A 19688-nucleotide genomic window follows, 5' to 3' on the forward strand; every position below is an offset into this window, starting at 1 on the left:
GTGGCCTCGGCCGTGAAGGGTGTCATGAGGTCACCAGCCGTGCTGCGAGGGGTGGTTGGGGAAGGACAAGGCGGCCCGCGCGTACCGTGATGATCCGGTCGGCGTGGGGCAGCAGACTCTTGCGGTGGGCGACCACGAGCGAGGTCCGGCCGCGCATCAGGGCGACCGTGGCGCGCGTGACGGCGGCCTCGCTCTCGGGGTCGAGGTGGGCGGTCGGCTCGTCGAGCAGCAGCACGGGAGCGTCCTTGAGGAACGCGCGCGCCAGCGCGATCCGTTGGCGCTGACCGGCGGAGAGGCCCGCGCCACGCTCCCCGAGCACCGTGTCGTACGCCTCGGGCAACGCCTCGACGAAGAGGTCGGCCGAGGCCGCCCGCGCCGCCTCCCGCACCTCGGCGTCGCTCGCGTCGGGCCGCCCGAGCCGGATGTTGTCCGCGACGGATGCCGCGAAGAGCCGGGGCCGCTGCGGAACCCACGCCACCTGGGCGCGCCACTCGTCGGCGTCGAGATCCGCGAGGTCCGTGCCGCCGACCGTGACCCGGCCCGCCCCGGGGGCGACGAAGCGGAGGAACAGCGCAAGCAGGGTGGACTTGCCCGCCCCGCTCGGGCCGACCAGGGCCACGTGCTCGCCGGGGCGGACGGCGAGGGAGACCTGACGGAGGGCGGGCGCGGCGCGACCGGCGTAGTGGACGGTGACCTCGTCGAGGGACAGGGACGGCAGGGATGAGCCCGGTGACCGAAGCGCCGTGCCCGGCGGGCGGGACGCCGAGCCCACCGCACCGGCCTCTTCCAGGATCGCGAAGACCCGCTCGGCCACCGCGATGCCCTCGGCGCTGTCGTGAAAGGCGGCGCCCGCGGCGCGCAGCGGCAGATACGCCTCAGGGGCGAGGAACAGCACGATCAGAGCCGTACGCAGGTCCAACTCGCCCCCGAGCAGCCGCAGTCCGACCGGGACGGCGACCAGCGCCACGGAGAGGGTGGCGACCGTCTCCAGGACGAAGGAGGAGAGGAACGCCACGCGCAGCGTCCGCATGGTGGCACGCCGATGGGCGTCCGCCATCTCGCCGACCACCCGGGTCTGATGCCGCTCGCGCCCGAACGCGCGCAGCGTCGGCAGCCCCGCCACCACGTCCAGGAAGTGCCCGCCGAGGCGTGCGAGCAACGTCCACTGCCGGGCGGTGCGCCGGGCCGTGTGCATGCCGACCAGCGCGCCGAACACCGGGATCAGCGGCAGCGTCACGACGATGATCAGGGCCGAGGCCCAGTCGGTCCACGCCAGCCAGGCGACGACCGTCAGGGGCACCACCGCGGTGGCCGTCATCGTGGGCAGGTAGCCGACGACGTACGGGTCCAGGGCGTCGAGGCCGCGGGTGAGCAGCGTGGCCGTCTCGCCGTGGCGGCGGGCCGCCAGACGCAGGGGGCCGGTGTGCCGCAGCCGGCCGACGACCCGGTCTCGCAGTACGTGCTTGGCGTCGGCGGCGGCGCGCTGCCCGAGCCCTCCGCGTGCCCAGACCAGCAGGGCGCACAGAGCCATGACGCCCGCCAGGGCGGTCGGCAGCACGATGCCGGGCTCGCGCCCGGTGAAGCCGTCCGCGAGGACCGTCGCCAGGAGCACCGCCTGGGCGATGACGAGCCCGCCGCCGAGCAGGGCAAGGGCGGCGGAGTACGCCATATGGCGTCGCAGCACCGGGAGTTCACGCAGCAGTCGGCGTTCGACCGGCTTCATCGTGGATGCCTCTCGTCGCGGGTGGGCCTCAGTGGTGGCCGGTCAGAAACGGCTGTGAGGTACGGCTGGTCAGGAACGGCCGGTCAGGAACGGCCGGTCAGAAGTAGCTGGGGTGGCGCTCGCCCGTACGCCCCCGGAAGGCCCACCAGCTCCACGACTGGTACGCGAGGATCACCGGAATCAGCACGACCCCGAACACGGTGAGGATCTTCAGCGTGACGCCGTCCGTGACCGCGTGCCCGATCGTCATCCCGCCCCCGGCCGCGTCGATCAGGACGTACGGATAGTGGCCGGCCCCCACGAGCGCCACGGGCAGCACGGTCGCGCAGCACGTGGCCGCGAACGCCCGGACGTGGTGCCCCCGCGTGAGGGACCACCAGGCACTCCCGAGCGCCGCCGCGAGCAGGGCGGCAAGGGCCGCCGAGGTCGCGCGATTGGTCATCGCGGCGCCCGCGCCGAAGAGCGTGAGCAGCAGCGGCAGGCACCCCATGGCCCCGGCGGCCCGCAGAAGGCCGATCCCCAAGTGCCGTGCTCTGAAAGCCACCTCAGGGGATGAACGCAGGGCCGCGAAGGCCGCCCCGTGCGCCGCGAAGAGCAGCGCGGTGGTCAGGCCGCAGGCCACCACGAACGGCGTGAGCACCTCGCCGACCCCGATGTGGAAGCTCCCGTCGGCCCGGCGCGGGAGCCCGTGGAGCAACAGCCCCAGGACGAGCCCCCAGCACACGGCGGGCAGCGCGCCGCCGAACACGATCAGGGCGTCCCACCACCGGCGGCCCAGGGCGCTGTCGGCCCGGCCGCGCAGCTGGATCGCCGCGTTGCCCAGGACCAGACCGACGAGGATCGCCACGATCAGCGGATAGAGCCCGGACAGGAGGCTGCCCTCCAGGTGCGGAAAGGCCCCGAAGAGGACGCCGGTAAAGGTGACGAGCCAGACCTCGTTGCCCAGGAAGAACGGCGCGATGGCGTCGAGAGCGGCATTCCGGCTCGCCCTTTTGGCCCCCTTCGCCCGGTTGGACCGGCCGCCGAGGAAGGGGTGCAGCATCTGTACGCCGTAGTCGTAGCCGCCGAGCACGAAGTACCCGGCGAGAAGCAGGCCGAGGAGGGCCAGCCAAAGAATCTCCAGACTCATCTCGCTCAACTTTCGGTGGGAGTGGGGGAGTTCATGTCCGTACGTGAGTCCGTCAGTACGTCAGCTCGGCCTGTACGTCCGCTTGTCTCTCCTGGAGCGGCTCGGTGGCCCCGAGCTGGGTGGCTTCGGGGCCGCGCAGGGCGAAGCGCGTGATCAGGGTCCAGTTCGTCGCCGCCAACGCGACGAAGAGGGCGATGAACACCGTGCAGGACACGGCCAGCGAGGCGGTGCTGACCGAGGAGACCGCGTCCTCGACCCGCAACTCCCCGTACACGAGCCAGGGTTGGCGCCCCACCTCGCGGACGACCCAGCCGCCCGCGCCCGCGATGAAGGGGAAGGGGACCATCGCCACCAGGGTGTAGGTGAAGACGCGCCGACGGATCAGCCAGTCCTTCCACAGCAGGACGACGGCGATGAGCGTGAGGGTGGAGACCGTGTTGCCGATGATCGTCATCACGTCCATCGAGACCCGGACCGCGTCCTGCCAGGGCACGTAGTCCCCGGGCCCGTGCTCCTTGAGGAGCCGCGCCTGCGCCTCGGCGACGCCGCTGTTCTCCAGGACCGCGTCCTTCATCGGCTGGGTCCGCTCGATCACGGGCCGCTGCATCTCCCCGACGACGACCACGAAGAACGAGGCGAGCATGCTCACCCACACCCCAAGGCGCAGGGAGCCCCGGAACAGCTCGGTCTCCTTGGTGTCCCGGATGAAGTGCCACGCGCTGACCCCGGCGACGAAGACACCGCCCGTCGTCAGCGCGGCGAGCGCGACATGGCCGAGGGCGACCAGCGCGCTGGAGTTGGTGAGCAGCGCCCCGAAGTCGGTCAAGTAGGCCTCGCCGCCCCGTACTTCGTAACCGACGGGGTGCTGCATGAAGCCGTTGGCGACCAGGATCCAGTACGCGGAGGCGTACGCCGTCAGGGCGACGAGCCAGATGAGCGTGACGTGCACGCCCTTGCGCAGACGCCCCCAGCCGAAGATCCACATACCGAGGAAGGTGGACTCGGCAAAGAACGCGATGAGGGTTTCCAGCGCCAGCGGGGCGCCGAAGACGTTGCCCGCGAACTTGCTCAGACCGCTCCAACTGAGCCCGAACTGGAACTCCATGACGAGGCCGGTGACGATGCCGACCGCGTAGTTGATGACGTAGAGCTGTCCCCAGAAGCGGGTCATGCGCTCCCGGACGGCTCTTCTGACGGGATCTCGGGTGTACGCGGCCCGCGTGTGCATGATCGCCACGAGGGGGACGAGCCCCATGGTGAGGATCACGAACAGCCAGTGGATGCCGGTCGTGGCCGCGAACTGGAGTCGGGCCAGATCCACAGCGCTCATGATGCGGCCTGCTTCTTTGGGAGTGGGAGACGGAGGGACGGTCGGGGCGGTGACCCCGCTGAGACGACCGTAGGGAGAATTGCTTATGCGTTCCAAGACCGGTTTCGTCATGTACAGATAGCCCTGAAGGCATAAGTGAACGTCAGTGAAGGTAAATCGTGGATCTTCTCCAGCTGCGCTATTTCCAGGCCGTGGCCCGTTACGAGCACATCAGCCGCGCCGCCGAGGAGTTGCGGGTCGCCCAGCCCTCGCTCAGCCGTGCCATCGCGCGCCTTGAGGCCGATCTGGGCTCCGCGCTCTTCGACCGGCAGGGCCGCCGCATCCGGCTCAATCAGTACGGCACGATCTTCCTGCGCCACGTCGACCGCGCCCTGAGCGAGCTGGACGACGGCCGCCGGGCCGTGCGGGAAGCGCGGGACACGGGACTCGGCAGGGTCAGCGTCGCCTCCGAGACGCTGCTGACCATCACCCCGCTCCTCGGCAGCTTCCGGGCCGCCCACCCCCGCGCCGACGTGCGCCTCTTCCAGTCGAACGCGGAGGACATGGACCGCAGGCTGCGCGCCAGGGAGGTCGACTTCTGTGTGGCGTCACAGCCGTTGACCGGCGCGAACCTCGAATCGGTCGAGCTGGCCCGCGAGGAGGTGCTGCTCGCGGTCCCGCACGGGCACCGGCTGGAGGGGCGGGAGAGCGTGACGATCCGGGAGATCGCCGACGAGCCCTTCGTCACCACACGCGTCGGCCACTGGCAACGCGCCCTGCTCGACCGGCTGTTCGCGTCCGAGGGGCTGACGCCGCTGGTCTCCTGCGAGGGCGACGAACCGGCCGCCAGCCAGGACATGATCAGCGCGGGTCTCGGCATCGGTCTCATCCCGTCGGTCTCCCGCCGGGTCGGTTCGCACGCGCGCGTCCCTGTCGCCTGGGTGCGGGTGGACGCGCCGGACTGTCTGCGCGTGCTCACCCTGGTGTGGAACCGCGAGACTCATCTCTCCGAAGCGGCCTTGAAATTCCGGGAGTTCACCATCGCCAGGCCCTTTGAGACCCACCATCTCCCCGGCCCAGCTCGACGTACCGTGCCACCTGGACCGACGCGCTGAGCATGGCGAGGCCCCGGGCGGTGAGCGCCCGCCGCCACTCGCCGAGGGCCGAGTGGAGGGCCTGTGTACCGCCTGCCGTCCGGATCTGTTCGACAATGGTGCGGATGTGGTCGAGCCGGTGGCCGCCCCGCCGGAGCAGCAGCGTCAGCTCCGCGTCGCGTACGTCGTGGACGCCGTACGTGCGGCGCCCGGAGACGGGTTCGCGCCGGGGGGCGAGGATGCCCGCCTGTTCCCAGTTGCGCAGCGTCGCCGCGGTGACGCCCAGGCGGCGGGCGAGTTCCCCGATGCTGAACGCCTTGGCGGCGGTGGGCGGTTGGGGAGCGGCAGCCGCAGCCGCGGAACCGGCGGGACCGGGACCCCCTGAGGGTGCGAGGTCCTTGATCGCCTCCTCGACCGCGTCGAGCGTCTCCCGGTCGCGCAGCAACTGCGCGTGGCCGCGGTCGATGGCCGTCAGCGCCGCGTCGACGCTTCCCGTGTTGAGCCCCCGCATGATCTGCCCGCTCACCGCGTACCCGTGTGCCGGGACGAGCGCCAGATAGGCGCGCAGCGCCGCCGCGTGCGCCTCGGTGTAGGCCCGGTATCCGCTGGCGGTGCGCTCGGCGGCGGGGATGCAGCCGTCCTGCTCGTAGTTGCGGACCGCCTGGGTGGAAATACCGTGCTCACGGGCGAGATCGACCGGGCGCAGGTGTTTCATGGTCTGAAACTTTACCCCTCACGGGAACATCGGGCGCGGGCCAAGGAGCAGCGCCGCGAGGCGCAGGTAGGCCTTGTACGCATCGGGGGTCAGCCAGGACAGTTCGACGGTGCTCGCCATGGCGAGGTGGCCGTCGCGGGGCACGGTGACGATGCCGCGGCAGCGTGAGCGCAGCCCCCGTACGCCGCCCGAGTCGAGGATCCAGCCCGCGGCGGGGCGGCTGTGGTTGAGGACGACGACGGCCTCCTCCACCAGGTCGGGACGGTTGAGGGTGACGAGCCGGTCCATGGTCTGCTGGGCCTGGGTCAGCCCGGCGGGGTCGGCCCGCGAGACGATGACGACCCGGTCGGCGTGTTCCAGGAGCAGCTGCGTCGGCTTGTCGGAGTCGACGAGGGTGAGGTGGAAGTACTGCCGAGTCGCCCACGCCACCTCGCGGAAGTCCTGGTCCGTGTACTGGCCGCCCGCCGACGGCCGGGTCACCGAGTCGTTGGCGAGGACCATCAGGCCGGAGCGGTGCGGGGAGAGGAAGAGCCCCAGGTCCTCGAAGCTGTGCACGTCGGGCAGGGCGGACGCCAGGTCGGTCAGGCCCGCCAGCGTGCTGCGGAAGACGCGGCCGCCGATGCGCACATGCCGTCCCGCGTGCCGGTCGGCGTCGAGCGCGAGCACCCGTTCCTGGCGCTGGTCGGCGAGGACGGCCCCCAGCATCATCGTCGTCGTGGTGCAGCCGACGCCGTCCTTGACGCCCACCAGCGCGATCCGCAACGGCCGTGTCAGCGGTGCCCGGATGGTGCGCGTCCAGGTCTCGCTGTCGTCCTCCTCCGCCTCCGCGGCCGACTCGTGCTCCCGGGGCGCGGACGCGAGGGCGTCGGCGTCGTACTCCGGCTCGTCCCACGGCTGGGCGCCGGGCAGGCGCGCGGCGAGGGCGTCGGCCACCTCTCGTACCGTGGGCCTGCTCTCCGGTTCGGGGGTGACACAGCGCAGGAGGAGGTCGCCGAGTTCCGCGTCGAGTTCCGCGAAGTGGGGGTGCCCGCGCAGGGTGTCGTGCTCGTAGGGCTGCCAGGTGCGGCCCGTGGCCGCGTGCAGCAGCAGGGCGCCGAGCGCGTATACGTCCCCGGCGGTGATCCGGGACTCGCCCCAGTACGTCACCTCCGGGGCCCGGTAGGGGGAGGCGGGCGGCATCGCCGACACCGACGCGCTCCACGCCCCGTCGATACGTGCCGAGGTCCACCCGATGATGTGCAAGGTGGACTCGGTCACCAGGATCGCGCCCGGAGTGAGCGAGCCGTGCACGATGCCCCGCCGGTGGCAGCGGTGCACGGCCCGCGCCAGATGCCAGCCGAGCCAGAGGAACAGCGGGCTGCCCGCCAGCGGCCCGACCGCGTCGAACACGGCACGCAGGGTGGGCGCGGGCCGCCCGTCGCCGAGGGTGTCCAGACGCAGGGCCAGCCACGGCACGCGTACGTCACGCAGATCGCTGGCCACGAGGGCCGGGGCGTACACACCGTCCATGCGGCGCAGCGCCCGGCGCTCGATGCCGAGCAGCTCCCGGGCGACCGGCGAGGCGGAGGAGGACGACACGCGCAGCAGGACCTGCCGTCCGTCCTGGTCCTCTCCGATGTACGCGGTGGGGGTGCCGCTGCTGCCGTCGCGGCGCTGGAGCGTGTACGGGCCCAGCGCGTGCAGGTCCTGGAGCCGCAGGGGCAGCCAGTACGGGGCGGCCTCCAGGCCGGACGGCAGGCGGACCTGCTCCTGGACGCCGGTCTCCTCCGGCGCGGGCGCCGCCATCGGCCGGGCACCCAGGTGAGTCAGCAGCCGGTCCTCCAGCCAGGCGAACGGGCGGGTGCCGGGGAGGAGTTCGCTGGTGCCGGAGGGGTGCGCGAGCCAGGCGGGGAAGTCGGGGGAGCGGCCCACGAGGGCGCGCAGCCGCTCGGTGACGGTCCGCGTGGTGCGCAGCAGATCGATCGGGGAGGCGGTGTCGAGCAGGATGTCCTGCGCGTCCCGGGTGAACCCGAACCGCAGGTGCTGCGGGGGCAGCCGCGCGTCGCCGGGCTCGACCTGCTGCATGAGCCCGCCAAGGAACACCTCGGCGAGATGCGCGGTGTCCGTCTGCCACGGCACCGCCGCCTGCACGAGCCGCATCACGGGCACGGTGAGCGGTGAGACGGCGGCGAGGTGCGCGGCGAGACGGTAGGCCTCGGGCGATGCCGCGTCCCGGAACCGCAGGACGGCGGTGGACGCGTCGGAGCCACGGGTGTCGGCCCGGCCGCGCGGGGCCGGCGCGTGCGGCGGGATCAGCAGGGGCAGTTCGGCGCTGCCGCCCGGCGACGCGACCAGGCGTGCCCAGGCGGCGACGGCGGGCGGATACGGTTCGAGCACCGGCACGGGCACGTCCGTGAAGTCCTCGCCGAGCCCGGGCGGAAGCAGCGGGTCGGACACGTCCCAGGTGTCGTTGGCGGCGCCGCGCCGGCGCGTGGTGACCAGCCAGGGCTCGGAGCGGATGCCGGAGCCGCCCCACAGATGCGCGGGCAGGGTGTGCAGGATGGCCGTCGGCCCTTGGCGCGCCCACTGGTTGAGGGCGAGGCGCATCCGCCCGTCGCGCCAGCAGGCGCCGACGCCGTCGCTGATCACCAGGACCAGGGTGCCGCCGGAGGGGTCGACGACGGAGGCGGGCGAGAGCAGCGGGGTGTTCGTGTCGAAGGGGCGGCCCCGCAGCAGGGGCGCCCGCCGCGACCGGGTGTCGAGGCCGAGGACGCGGATGCCACGGAAGGCGCCCAACCGCTCGAGGAGGGCGCGCAGTTCGATCGCGAGGCGCCGCCACAGCAGCATGGAGATGCCGTCGTCGATGAGCAGCACCAGATCGAGCCAGCGCTGGCGTGCGGGCCGCGTCACGATGTCGAGCAGCCCCGTCTCGGCGAGCGCGGCGGCCGTGGCCTGCTCGTCGAACTCGCGCCGGTGCGGGTGCGGCTGGGGCTGTTTCAGCAGGCGCAGCGCGCGCCCGAAGCGCAGCTCCTCGTGGCCGAGCGCCTTCTCCTCCGGTACGCGTACGGGGAGCGCGCCGTCGTCCGCCGTATGCTCACCGCCGGGCCCCAGCTCGGCGAACTCGGGGGCGGAGTGGGCGGCGGCTGCCGCGTGCAGGGCACCCAGCAGCTGGGCGGGAGGCGGCGCCGGGGTGCCGGGCGCGGGCGAACCGCCGGGCGCGTCCTGGCCCGGCGGGGTATCGCAGGACGGCGGCGCTTCTGGGGCGGCGGCGGACGACGGCGCGGGCAGGGCGGCCCCGTGGAGCGCCTGAGCGAGGGGCGCCTCGCCGTCCGTGGGAATCCGGGTGGCGAGCCAGACGGCGTCCAGCAGCTCATGAATGGACATCTCGTGCCCGGTAAGCCGACCGAGCAGGCCGAGGGAGGGGTGGGGCGGCTCGGCGCTGCCCGGCGGCACCGGGGCGGAAGGGTCGCTGTCGTCCGGCGGGCGCGCCGGTGGCATTTACAGCGCCCCGCCGAGGCGGTGCAGCACCGCGTCCAGAAGTCCCTCGGCGTCCAGGTCGACGCCGCCCTTCCGCAGGAACACCGCGTTGAGCAGCTGGTCGGTGGCGAGCTCTCCCGGCGCGCGGCGGTTGAGGAAGGCGTGCAGCAGATCGTCCACTCCGGCCAGCGCCCCCTCGCCGAGGTGGGCGGAGACGATGTCGCGCAACCGCTCCTCACCCGGGTCCGGCAGGGCCAGCCGCACACAGCGGCGCATGAAGGCGGGCGGGAAGTCGCGCTCGCCGTTGCTGGTGATGACCACGACGGGGAACTCACGGCACCGCACCCGGCCGCGGGTGACCGTCACCCATTCGCTGTCGCCGCCGTGGGTGAGTACCGGCACCTCGGCCTGGTCCTCCGGCAGCCGGGACAGCTCCGGGATCTCGAACTCGCCCTCCTCGAAGACGGTGAGCAGATCATTGGGCAGGTCCACGTCACCCTTGTCCAGTTCGTCGACGAGCAGCACACGGGGCCGGTCGCGGGGCACCAGCGCCGTACCGAGCGGACCGAGGCGGACGAAGGTACCGATGCCCGGCTCATCGGCGCCGCGCTCCTGGCGCAGATGCGTCTCACGCAGCCGGCCGATCGCGTCGTAGCCGTACAGGGCGTCCTTGAGGGCCGAGCGGCTGTTGATCGCCCATTGCAGCACCGGCCCCAGCGTGAGTTCGTGCGCGATGGCGTGCGCGAGGGACGACTTGCCGGTGCCGGGATGGCCGGTGACCAGCAGCGGGCGCCGCAGGTGCAGGGCCGCGCTCACCACGTCGGCCTCGGCACGCCCGATGAGGTAGGGGCGCGGCCGGGGACGGTCACCGCAGTCGTCGCCGAAGCGGCGCCACGGCGGGGCTTCGGGCAGGTCCACCTGGCGGGCGACCCGGTCGCCCCGGAACAGCCGCCACTGCTCGTGCTGACTCATATCGCCTGCTCCGTCGTGTCGGGGCCGTCGGCGGGGCGGGCGAGCCCTTCCGCCGGGTCGGCGAGCTGCAGTTCGTCCGGCAGCGGCATCTCGGCGTCCTCCCACACCAGTGTGGGACGCGCCGGGGTCACCATGTCGGCGTAGGCGCGGACCCTGAAGTGCCGTACGCGCTCGGGGAGTCCGTCCACCGGTCCGTCGGTCCCGACCGCGTCGAGGCCGGGGCCGCACTCCTGGGACGCGCGGTCCCACAGCACGATGGGCACGCCCATCACCAGGCAGACGGGGAGCAGTTCGCCGCGCTGGACGGCTGTCCCCTGAAGAAGGACGCGCGCGGTGTCCCGATGGGTTGTCTTGAGCAGCCCGATGAGCCCGGCCCTGCCGCCGACGGCACGGTCGGCGCGGAGTGCCTCGCCGCGGTGGCGGGCGTTCCAGCGCCGGGTCAGGTCGGCGGCTCCGGTGCGCGAGCGGCGCCGCAGGGCCGGGCAGCGCAGGATGAGGTGGAAGTCCTCGCCGAGCGGGGCGGGGATGTACTCGTCGAGGCCCGCCCCGTCCCACTCGTCCACCGGCAGTTCCAGGGCGTCCGGCGGTACGGAGACGGCGACGAGGACCACGCCGTGCTCGGCTCCCTCGGTGCCGCCCGCGACCTCCCGGACCAGGCGGGCGATCTCGTGGCCGGTGCGGGGCCTGTCGGTGCGGGGCACCGCACGGGCGGCGCTGCCGTCGGCCCGCAACCGCCACACCGCGCAACGGAAGTGACCGGCGGGGTCCTTGGCGTGCCGCTCCAGCTCCACCAGGATCCGCGCGCCGGCCGTGGAGGCCCGCTGCGACCAGCGTTCGGCGTCGGCCCGGCGCTCCCGCAGCGCCGACGCGTGGATGCCGAGGCGAGTGGCGACGCGGCCGCTCCAGTCCTGCAGCGCGCGGCAGGCCAGACCGCCGGTCTCGGCGGCCACGTACTCGACGACCCGCAGCAGGGCGGGCAGGCGGGGTGTCTCGTCGGGCACCGGGGAGCAGTCACCGGCCCAGGTCTCCAACTCGGCGAGGACTCCGGCGACGGCGGCGGGCGCGAGCCGGGCCGCCTGCAGGGAGCGCGGCAGCTCGAGGTAGGGCAGGGCGGCGGTCGCCGAGCGGGGCAGCAGGCCGGGGTCGAGTCGGCACAGGTGCTCGAACTTGGCCCGCACCAGCCGGTGTTCGGCCACCGACAGGAGCCTCGCGGCGTTGGTCATGCGTCCCAGGGCCAGGAGCCGGTCGAGTTCGCCGCGGCAGCGCGGATCGTCGGCGACGACGGGGGCCAGGGCCTCCGCGAGGGTGGGCAGCGCCCTGTCGGTGCGGGTGAGCAGGTCGGCCAGTTCGGCCACCGAGGGCGCGGTGCCGTCGGCAGGGGCGCGCAGGCCGAGTTCGGTGGCGAGGGCGGTGGCGTGGGCGGCGCGTGCGGCGGGGTCGCCGAGCAGGAGGTGCAGAGGGCCGACCATCATGTCCCGTACCGTTTCGACGGAGTCGGCGTCGAGGTCGGGGCCCGAGCGTAAGTCCGCGCCGGAACCGGGGTCGTGCGCCACCGTCCGCCGGTGCGTGAGCCCGGCCAAGTGGCCCTCGGGAAGCGCATTGGCGTGGCGCAGCTCCAGCAGGACGGACTGCCAGCCGAGCCCCCAGCTGCGCCGGACCGTGTGCTGGGCGGAGAGCGCGTGACCCGGCGCCGTGATGCGCCCCATGACGAGCCCCACGGCGGCGCCGTCGGCGGCACACCACAGGGGGCCGCCGCTGTAGCCCTCGTCCACGGCGGCACCGGAGAGCTGTCCGTCGAGGTAGCCGACGCCGTCGTCGTACGCGGCTACACGCACATCGGCGTAGGAGAACGCCTGCCCGCCGCCGTACCAGGCCCTGACCTCCTGCCCCCGCGCCATCTCGAGCCAGCGCACCGGGCCGACGGGCGGCGGGGGCTCCTCACCCAGTTCCAGGACGGCCAGATCACCCTCCCACCTCAGGGAGCCGTCGGTGACCGGGCCGCGCAGATGCGAGCGCGGCGGTATCCACGCCACGAGCCGGGCCTGGCGTATCTCGGCGGGGGAGAGCACGGGAAAGGAGACGCCGAGCGTGACGGCACCCGGGTCGCGGGCGCTGAACATCTGCTCGCCCAAGGCTGCGTTGACCACGTGCGCGCAGGTCAGCAGCGTGCGCCCGGAGAGATAGACACCCGCGCCCGCGGTACGCGAGCGGTCCGCGGTCAGCACCCGCACGAGTGCTCCGCGGGCGTCGGCGTCCTGGTCGCCGCCGACCGCCTGGAACCACGTCATGCCTCGGCCCGCGGGGCCAGCTGCCAGGTCGCCGAGACCGTCATGCTCGCCTGGCCGTTGGCGCCGACGATGCCGAGCCGCAGGTCCTGGCCGACCTGGATGCCGAAGTCCACCGAGATCTGGTCGGGCGGGTCGGGGATGCCCCGTACGGCATCATGCACCTGCTGCAGGATCGGGCCCAGGGGGCTCAGCACGGTGCGCAGCGCGTCGGTGGCGGCCGCGCCCACGCGAGCGCCGCGCCCCACCGGCGTCACGCCGGAGATGCCACCCGGCAGATCGGCGTCCGGCGGGCCGGAGGAGGCCGGGGCGTCACCGGCGGGGGCCAGTTCGAGCCGGACCTGCGCTCCGTCGTCGAGGGTGAACTCCATGTAGTCATAAGGCGGCACAGGAAGCATTGTGCACACCAACTAAGCGGCTGAACAGCGGAGTTGACGAACTCGGATGAGCGTTTTCCCTGCTACGCCCCGGCCAGGACCACGACGGCGTTGTGCCCGCCGAAGCCGAAGGAGTTGCTGACGGCGACGGTGGTCTCCTGCCTGCGCGGCGCCGCGGTCACGAGGTCGATGGCGAACCCCGGATCGGGCTCGCTCAGCCCCGCGACGGGCGGGACGACGTCCTCGCGCAGGGCGAGCACGGTCAAGGCGGCCTCGATCGCCCCCGCCGCGCCCAGGGTGTGGCCGAGGGCGCCCTTGGCGGAGGTGACGGGCGGGCCGTGCGGAAAGACCCGGGCCAGGAGGGCAGCCTCCACCGCGTCGCCACGCGGGGTGGACGTGCCGTGCGCGTTGATGTGGCCGACCTCGCCGGGACCGACGCCGGCCTCGGCGAGCGCGCTCCGCAGAGCCCGCTCCGCCTCCCGCCCCTCGGGGTGCGGCGCGACCAGGTGGTGGGCGTCGGTCGTGGTCGCGTAACCGATGAGCCGTGCGAGGTGCGGCGCCGAGCGGGCGGCGGCGTGCTCGGGCCGCTCCAGGATCAGGGCGCCCGCCCCCTCGGCGATGACGAATCCGTCGCGGTCGGTGTCGAACGGGCGGGAACCCTGGTCGGAGAGTGCGCCCAGTTGGGCGAAGCCGGTCACGACGGACGGGGTCACGGCGGCGTCGGCGCCGCACACGACGGCGATGTCGCACTGGTCCGAGGCGAGCAGGTCACGGGCCGCGCCGAGCGCGGTGGCCCCGGAAGCGCACGCGGTGGCGACATTCAGGACCGGACCGCGGGCGCCCAGGTGCAGGGCGATGGTGGCGGACACCATGTTGATCAGGTAGCCGGTGAGGAAGTAGGGCGAGACGCTCGCCGGGCCGTCGGCGGCGAACCTCGCGGCGGCGACCTGGGCGCTGTGCATTCCCCCGAGGGAGCAGCCGGTGACGACGGCCACGCGGGCCGGGTCCCAGTCGGCGGGCTCCAGCTTGGCCCGCTCCAGCGCCTGGGTGACGGCGGCCAGGCCCATGCGCGCACAGGGGTCGGGCCGCAGGGTGGGGCTGTGCCTCGGCACCTTGTCCGCGAGGTCGGCGCGGCAGCTGAGCGTGACAGGAAGGCCTCGCAGCTCAGGATCCCGCCGGGCCGTGGCGCGGCCCTCGCGGACCGCGGCCCAGGTGGATTCCGTGTCGGGGCCCGCCGCGGTGACCAGACCGAGGCCGGTCACGGTGCAGTCGGCGCTCCGGCTCACCCGGCACGCCGCTGGTCGACGCGTGCGGCGAACTCGGCGAAGGTGAGTTCGCGCAGCTCGTCCTCCGTGGCGCTGACGCCGAGTTCGTCCTTGAGCGTGATGGCCATCTCCACGACCATCAGCGAGTCGGCGAGCAGATCGGTCATGGGGGCGTCCGCTCGGATGGCCGCCGGGCTGACCTGAAACTTGTCGACGAGCAGTCCCACGATGATTTCCGTGGTCGTGGTCGCGGTCGTGTTCGTGGGCGCGGGTGCAGAGGCCGTAACGGGTGCAGAGGCCGTATCGGGTGCAGCGGGCGTAACGGATGCAGCGGAGGAATTCATGGCGCCTTCCCTGATGGATGAACCCAGCCGGTACTCATAGGGACCCGCTGATTGACTTTGTCAGTCTCGCGGTACTCCATTTTCAGCAGAAAGTGAGAACTTATGGCGGAATCGAATCCCCGGTCACTCGACGAGATCGCCACCGACGCATTGGACGGCGTCCTCGGCTGGTTGGCCGATGAATACCTGCGCGTCGAGGTGTCAGGGCTCGGCAACATCCCGGAGTGCGGGGCCGCCATGCTCATCGCCAACCACTCCGGGGCCTGGGGACTCGACGCATTCGTGCTGCACAACCTCCTCCACCGGGAATTGGGCCGCCCGGTGTACTTCTACGCCTCCCAAGTCGTCTTCCGGATGCCCGCCCTGGCCTCGTACGCACGACATCACGGCGCCTTCGCCGACGATCCGACACTGGGCCGTGACCGGCTGACCGACGGTCACCTCGTCGGGGTGTTTCCCGAAGGGTTCGACGGGGTCGGCAAGCCGTTCTCACAGCGTTATCGTCTGCGGCCCTTCAGCCCCGGATTCGCGGTCACAGCGATGCAGACGGGCGTGCCCGTCATTCCGGTGTCGATCGTGGGGGCCGAGGAGACCTATCCGAAACTGGGAAGCATCGCGTCACTGGCCCGCCGGTTCGACCTCCCCTATTTTCCCGTCACCACGCTCCTGCCGCTCCCGGCGAAATGGCGCATCACCGTCGGGGAACCGGTTCCTGCCCCCGCGCCCCCCGATTCCTTCGCCGAACGCTCCGCCGCGACGCGCCGGCTGTGCGACGCGGTCTGGATCACCGTGCAGGGCATGGTCGACCGGGATGTGCGACAGCGCACGCATCCGTTCTGGTGACAGCCCCGGCACGTCCTGCGGCCCGAGCGGAGGACTGCTCACCGTGCGAGCCACCGCGCGGCGCGGCTCACGTCCGCGGCCGCGCGGGCGCAGCGTTCGGCGTGGGCCAGCAGCGTCATCCGGCACTGCTCCCCGAAGGCGTCGTCATTCCAGCCGGGCTGCCGCGCGCACTCCGCGAGCTGCCGGGCGTGCTCCTCGAGACTGCGGGCGCTCTCGGCGGCGAGAGCGGCGTGGCGGGCAACACCGCTTCCGGCGACCGGAGCGAGGCCTCCCGCCCCCGGAGCGAGCGCCCCGTCCGTCATGTACGGCTCGACGTCCGTGAGGGCGAGGTCGAGGGAGTCGGCGTGGAGCTCGGCGGGCAAGGCGCCACGTTCGATGTGCGGGGCGAGCACGACGGGTTCGGCGTGCCGCAGCAGGGCGCGGGTCAGCTCGGAGGCGACCAGCACGGCCAGTTCGGCCGCGGCGCAGGGCGCGGGGGCCGCGCACAGCGATGCCGACGGGGCCTCGTCACCGTGCCCCCGCCCCTGGTCCAAGTCGCGTAGCCAGGCGGTCGCGTAGAGGATCTCGGTGCCCGATTCGACGCCCATGCCGCGCCAACGGAACGGCGCACGCACCTCGTGCACGGTGGCGGAAAGCGGCGGGTAGCGGCGCAGCGCCGAACCCACCGCCCGCTCCACCCGGTCGGTGGCAGGTGCCACAGGGCCGACCGACGCGAGGGCCAGGGCCTGGGGAACCGTGTCGGTCAGCGCCCGGGTGACGGTCTCCAGGACATGCTCGATCACGCCGTCCCGCGAGCCGTCGTCCGGGACCACCGCCACCAGCGCGTCCGGGTCCGGCTCCGGGTCGTGGACGTACGGATCGAGGCGGCGGCGCAGCGCGGCCACGCGGGCGGTGTACTCGGTGGCGTCCGCGGCCTGGAGTGTCGCTTCGAGGATGTCGCCGATGAGCGTGTCGTCGCACGCCCCGTCACCGAGCACGAGCCGCCGGGCGATACGGCGGGTGACGGCACACCAGTCGGCCCGGTCGAGGACGGAGTCGGCACCACGCGAGGCGAGCAGTTCCAGGGCCTCCTCGGCGGCGACCGCCCGCACCCGCGTGTGCAGGGACGCGAGGGCGACGGGCAGCGGGGCGTGGGCCGAGAGCCGCAGCCGGCGGCCGTGGGAGGTGAGAGCGGTGACGGCGCCGCGGGCACCGGCCTCCTCCGCCCGGCCGATCAGGCTCCGGGCGTCCTCGGAGTTCAGCGGGGTCAAAAAGGTACCGAACGCCGTGCGCAGCAGGATCGGCCGGCCGCGCGCGGTACGCCGCAGCTGGGCGAGGACCTGCCGCGTCAGATGCTGCCGGGTGAACGGCTTGAGCCCCAGCGCCCGGGCCGGGGCGTCGATCCACGAGATGCGCTGGGCCGCCATGGCAGCGGTCACCAGGGCGTTCTCCAGAGGCCAGGCCACCGTGGGCCGACGGGCTGCGGTCGTGATGTCGCTGGCGTTCATCGCCGGTCTCCAGGGGAACGAGTGCGGGGAGGGCTCCGGGGTCATTTGTCGAACAGCTGATAGGGCTGATTGCCGACGATCTCGCCGTCGTATGTGGTGATCAGCTCGTTCACCCGCGTGCGGTACGGGAGTTGGTCGCCGCGCAGCGTGGTGGCGTACGCCTGGGGCGAGTGCGACAGGGGATAGTCGTACGTCTCGTCCACCCACGTCAGTTCGAGCCAGGCGTCGGGGACGCTGACCGCCGAGGCCGGGCCGCGCCCGTCGAGGCCTGGGATGACGTCGTGCTTGTTGACGAGACTGACCACGCGGACGGTGGGATCGACCGCGCGCTTGGTGTCGATGGGCGAGCCCACGGTGATCACATGGGTGAGCCGGTACGTGGACACGAAGTCCACATCGGACGCCAGGTTCATGGCGGTGATGCCGCCGAGACTGTGCCCGACGATCATCAGCTCGGCACCCTCGGGCAGCCCCGCGCGCACGAGGAGATGCTTGACGGAACGGGTGTACGTGGTGTCGGCGCGCAGCAAGCCGTCGAACGCCCCGACGAGATCCTGCGGGCCACGGTTTCTGAGGAGCCCGAAGCTGGTGCCCGGCAGCAGCAGGACGTACCGCTCCCTGCCGTCGGCGCAACGGATGCGGCGCAGCAGCGCGAGACCGTGGTTGCCGAGAGCGGAGATGTCGTCGATGTAGCGGACGATGTCGTTCTCGGAGCGGGCGAGGACACGGGCGAGCAGGGTGTCCGCCTCGGCGCGTTCGGCCTGTCCCGAGCCTTGGTTGAAGCGCTGGAGCAGGCCGCGGGGCAGACCGAGCAGGGGCTCCGTGGTCGGTACGCCACCGGCCAGGGTCACCCAGGCGAAACTGTCGTTGGTGGGGTTCTCGTCGAGGAGCGCGAGGAGCGCGAGCAGCTCCATGATCACGGGGCTGAGAGTGGTGAGCGTGCGGGTGACGCCGAGCAGCCGCACCAACTCCCGTGCGGCACGCAGCGCTTCCACTCTCCGCCCGGCCACGACGGCATCGATGAGGCGCTTGGCGACCGGCACGGTCAGGTTGGGATGCTCGCCTGTGGCGGCTTCGATGCGCAGGGTGAAGGCGTCGACCGCCATCGTCACCTGGGCCGCCTCGCGCCGGGTGAGGGTGGCCATGGACCGGACGGCCTCGCCGACCGCGCCGCCGTTGACGGCGATCCCGAGCCCTTTGGAGTTCGTCACGGCACGCCCCACGGCCAGCGCCGCGCCCAGACCCCACACCGGGTGGCGGACGGCGCGCACCCCGAACCGCCAGCCGGAGCAGGCCGCGGTCAGCTCCGCTCCCGTTCTCCGCGCCGCCAGAGCCGCGTCCGCGAGGAGCACCGAAGCCTCCATCAGGAGACGGGGGTCGGTGCGCCGCGTGGTCGCGGGGGCGTACGGCGCATCCGCGTACGGCGCGTCGGCCGGGACCCCCTCGGTTACCTCGCCCGCCGTGTCGGCTGTCATCGTGCCCACCTCGCTCCAGGGTCCCGGGGATCCCGGCCGGCCCACGGTCCTCTCCGTAGTAGATCCGGCGGACCGCCAGGAGGCAGGGCCGCTGCGACCGTTCGGGTGCATCACGGTGAGTGCGCGCCGGGCCGAGCGCGACGGCTGAGGACCGGAGAAGTACCGCCTAGGCACCGGGGAAGTACAGGCTGAAGGACGCCGAGTCGACCGCCATGGGGCCCGTGAAGGGCTGGTCGAGCTGGTAGATGAGCAGCACGGTCAGGGTGATCAGACCGGTGAGGCCCATCACCATGACGACATGGGTGGCGCTGCGCTGGATGCCGAACATGAACATGAAGGCGATGGTGAGCAGCCCGCCGGTCAGCAGGCCGAACCAGAGGATCGGCGAAAGGCCGCCGCGTGCGTCCGCCTCCCGCCCCCGGCGCGCGTCGTTCAGGAGCCAGAGCTGCGTCAGCACCTCCCGTGCGGTGGCCTGTTGGATGGCCTTCGCGTCGGCGGGCAGCTGATTGGCCGTACGCACGTTCCGCAGGAGCTGCCAGCCTTCCTGGGCCGGCGGCCGCCCTGCGGCCTGTGCGGGCAGTTCGACGCGGACGGTGTGCCGCACGTACTGGGTCACGCTCTCGCGCAGCCGCACCGCGTCGGTCGCCGGCAGACTGTCGGCGAGCTGGTAGATCTCGTGGGCCGCGCTCGCCTCCTCGTGCACGTGCTCCTCCGCGCTGGAGCGGCCCTCCCAGACCGATACCAGCGAAAGCCCCAGCAGCAGCGCGTACAGCACGCCGACCATCATCGCGATGTACTCGGCCACGTCCTCGCGCGGCTCACAGTCCTCGTTCGGCCAGAAGCGGTGGCGCACGAGCACGCCTGCGGCTGCCAGCAGGGACATGCCCAGGACCAGCCCGATCGTCTCGGTCATCTACGCCCTTTCTGCGGCCGGGGCGGCTTTTTTCTGGGGCACCCTCGGATCACTTCAGGCGGGTGCCGAGAAGGACCGCCGCCAGGACAGCCGGGAGGATCACGAGGAACAGGAGGGCAAGGAGGCCGGTCCCGGTGGGGCCATGTCCCGGACGATAGAGGCCGTCCAGGATCGATACATCTTGGGCGGCCTGCCGAGGCCGCACCGGCGTGACGCTGGTGGTACCGGGATCCAGGAGGGGCGGCGGGGCCACTCCGGCCACGAAGGGCGGCGGGACCGCGGCTCAGATCGGCGGCGGGAC

At 72.7% G+C, this 19688-nt stretch carries 15 protein-coding genes; 2 read left to right on the forward strand and 13 right to left on the reverse strand.

Annotation, left to right across the window (positions count from 1 at the left end; translation table 11 throughout):
- Window positions 1-22: 22 nt before the first annotated feature.
- The 3 genes from cydD to GKQ77_RS10925 form a co-directional block, all read right to left on the reverse strand.
- Window positions 23-1723 (reverse strand): thiol reductant ABC exporter subunit CydD, encoded by a 1701-nt coding sequence (gene cydD / locus GKQ77_RS10915; protein WP_258021151.1) that lies wholly within the window; start codon window positions 1721-1723, stop codon window positions 23-25.
- A gap of 97 nt (window positions 1724-1820) precedes the next feature.
- Window positions 1821-2852 carry a cytochrome d ubiquinol oxidase subunit II gene (gene cydB, locus GKQ77_RS10920; RefSeq protein WP_219688519.1) on the reverse strand — a complete coding sequence of 344 codons (1032 nt, stop codon included), beginning with the start codon at window positions 2850-2852 and terminating at the stop codon, window positions 1821-1823.
- A gap of 52 nt (window positions 2853-2904) precedes the next feature.
- A complete protein-coding gene (locus GKQ77_RS10925; protein WP_219688520.1) occupies window positions 2905-4182 on the reverse strand; it encodes a cytochrome ubiquinol oxidase subunit I in 1278 nt (425 codons plus the stop codon).
- 158 nt (window positions 4183-4340) lie between these two features.
- Here GKQ77_RS10925 and GKQ77_RS10930 point away from each other — a divergent pair, with 158 nt between their 5' ends.
- Window positions 4341-5276, forward strand: a complete 936-nt coding sequence (locus tag GKQ77_RS10930) for a LysR family transcriptional regulator (protein ID WP_219688521.1) — start codon at window positions 4341-4343, stop codon at window positions 5274-5276.
- On the opposite strand, the gene GKQ77_RS10935 is transcribed toward GKQ77_RS10930, so the two are convergent.
- The 7 genes from GKQ77_RS10935 to GKQ77_RS10965 form a co-directional block, all read right to left on the reverse strand.
- Window positions 5197-5970, reverse strand: coding sequence for a TioE family transcriptional regulator (locus GKQ77_RS10935; protein WP_219688522.1), 774 nt, complete (start codon window positions 5968-5970; stop codon window positions 5197-5199). The genes GKQ77_RS10930 and GKQ77_RS10935 overlap by 80 nt on opposite strands.
- A gap of 18 nt (window positions 5971-5988) precedes the next feature.
- On the reverse strand, window positions 5989-9333 hold the full coding sequence (locus GKQ77_RS10940; protein WP_219688523.1) for an SAV_2336 N-terminal domain-related protein: 3345 nt from the start codon (window positions 9331-9333) through the stop codon (window positions 5989-5991).
- Between the two features lie 114 nt (window positions 9334-9447).
- On the reverse strand, window positions 9448-10398 hold the full coding sequence (locus GKQ77_RS10945; RefSeq protein ID WP_219688524.1) for an AAA family ATPase: 951 nt from the start codon (window positions 10396-10398) through the stop codon (window positions 9448-9450).
- Entirely contained in the window at window positions 10395-12686 is a 2292-nt protein-coding gene (locus GKQ77_RS10950) for a VMAP-C domain-containing protein (protein WP_219688525.1), read from the reverse strand. The genes GKQ77_RS10945 and GKQ77_RS10950 overlap by 4 nt, the downstream gene beginning before the upstream one ends.
- Entirely contained in the window at window positions 12683-13072 is a 390-nt protein-coding gene (locus GKQ77_RS10955; protein ID WP_308117620.1) for a CU044_2847 family protein, read from the reverse strand. Before GKQ77_RS10955 ends, GKQ77_RS10950 begins: the two co-directional genes overlap by 4 nt.
- 71 nt (window positions 13073-13143) lie before the next feature.
- The gene (locus GKQ77_RS10960) at window positions 13144-14346 is read right to left on the reverse strand and encodes a beta-ketoacyl-[acyl-carrier-protein] synthase family protein (RefSeq protein WP_219688527.1); all 1203 of its coding nucleotides are present in this window, start codon (window positions 14344-14346) and stop codon (window positions 13144-13146) included.
- Window positions 14343-14552, reverse strand: a complete 210-nt coding sequence (locus tag GKQ77_RS10965; protein WP_219688528.1) for an acyl carrier protein — start codon at window positions 14550-14552, stop codon at window positions 14343-14345. Before GKQ77_RS10965 ends, GKQ77_RS10960 begins: the two co-directional genes overlap by 4 nt.
- A gap of 267 nt (window positions 14553-14819) precedes the next feature.
- On the opposite strand from GKQ77_RS10965, the gene GKQ77_RS10970 reads away from it, so the two are divergent.
- Window positions 14820-15512, forward strand: a complete 693-nt coding sequence (locus GKQ77_RS10970; RefSeq protein ID WP_219688529.1) for a 1-acyl-sn-glycerol-3-phosphate acyltransferase — start codon at window positions 14820-14822, stop codon at window positions 15510-15512.
- A gap of 38 nt (window positions 15513-15550) precedes the next feature.
- Here GKQ77_RS10970 and GKQ77_RS10975 read toward each other — a convergent pair whose 3' ends face one another.
- From GKQ77_RS10975 to GKQ77_RS10985, 3 genes are all read right to left on the reverse strand, one after another.
- Entirely contained in the window at window positions 15551-16999 is a 1449-nt protein-coding gene (locus GKQ77_RS10975; RefSeq protein WP_219688530.1) for a hypothetical protein, read from the reverse strand.
- Window positions 17000-17040: 41 nt separating this feature from the next.
- Window positions 17041-18474: a lipase family protein gene (locus GKQ77_RS10980; protein ID WP_219688531.1), complete on the reverse strand. Its 1434-nt coding sequence runs from the start codon at window positions 18472-18474 to the stop codon at window positions 17041-17043.
- A gap of 166 nt (window positions 18475-18640) precedes the next feature.
- The gene (locus GKQ77_RS10985; protein WP_219688532.1) at window positions 18641-19387 is read right to left on the reverse strand and encodes a bestrophin-like domain; all 747 of its coding nucleotides are present in this window, start codon (window positions 19385-19387) and stop codon (window positions 18641-18643) included.
- Window positions 19388-19688: the final 301 nt, after the last annotated feature.

Origin of the sequence: Streptomyces anatolicus, from assembly GCF_019400875.1 — a bacterium.
GTDB lineage: Bacteria > Actinomycetota > Actinomycetes > Streptomycetales > Streptomycetaceae > Streptomyces > Streptomyces anatolicus.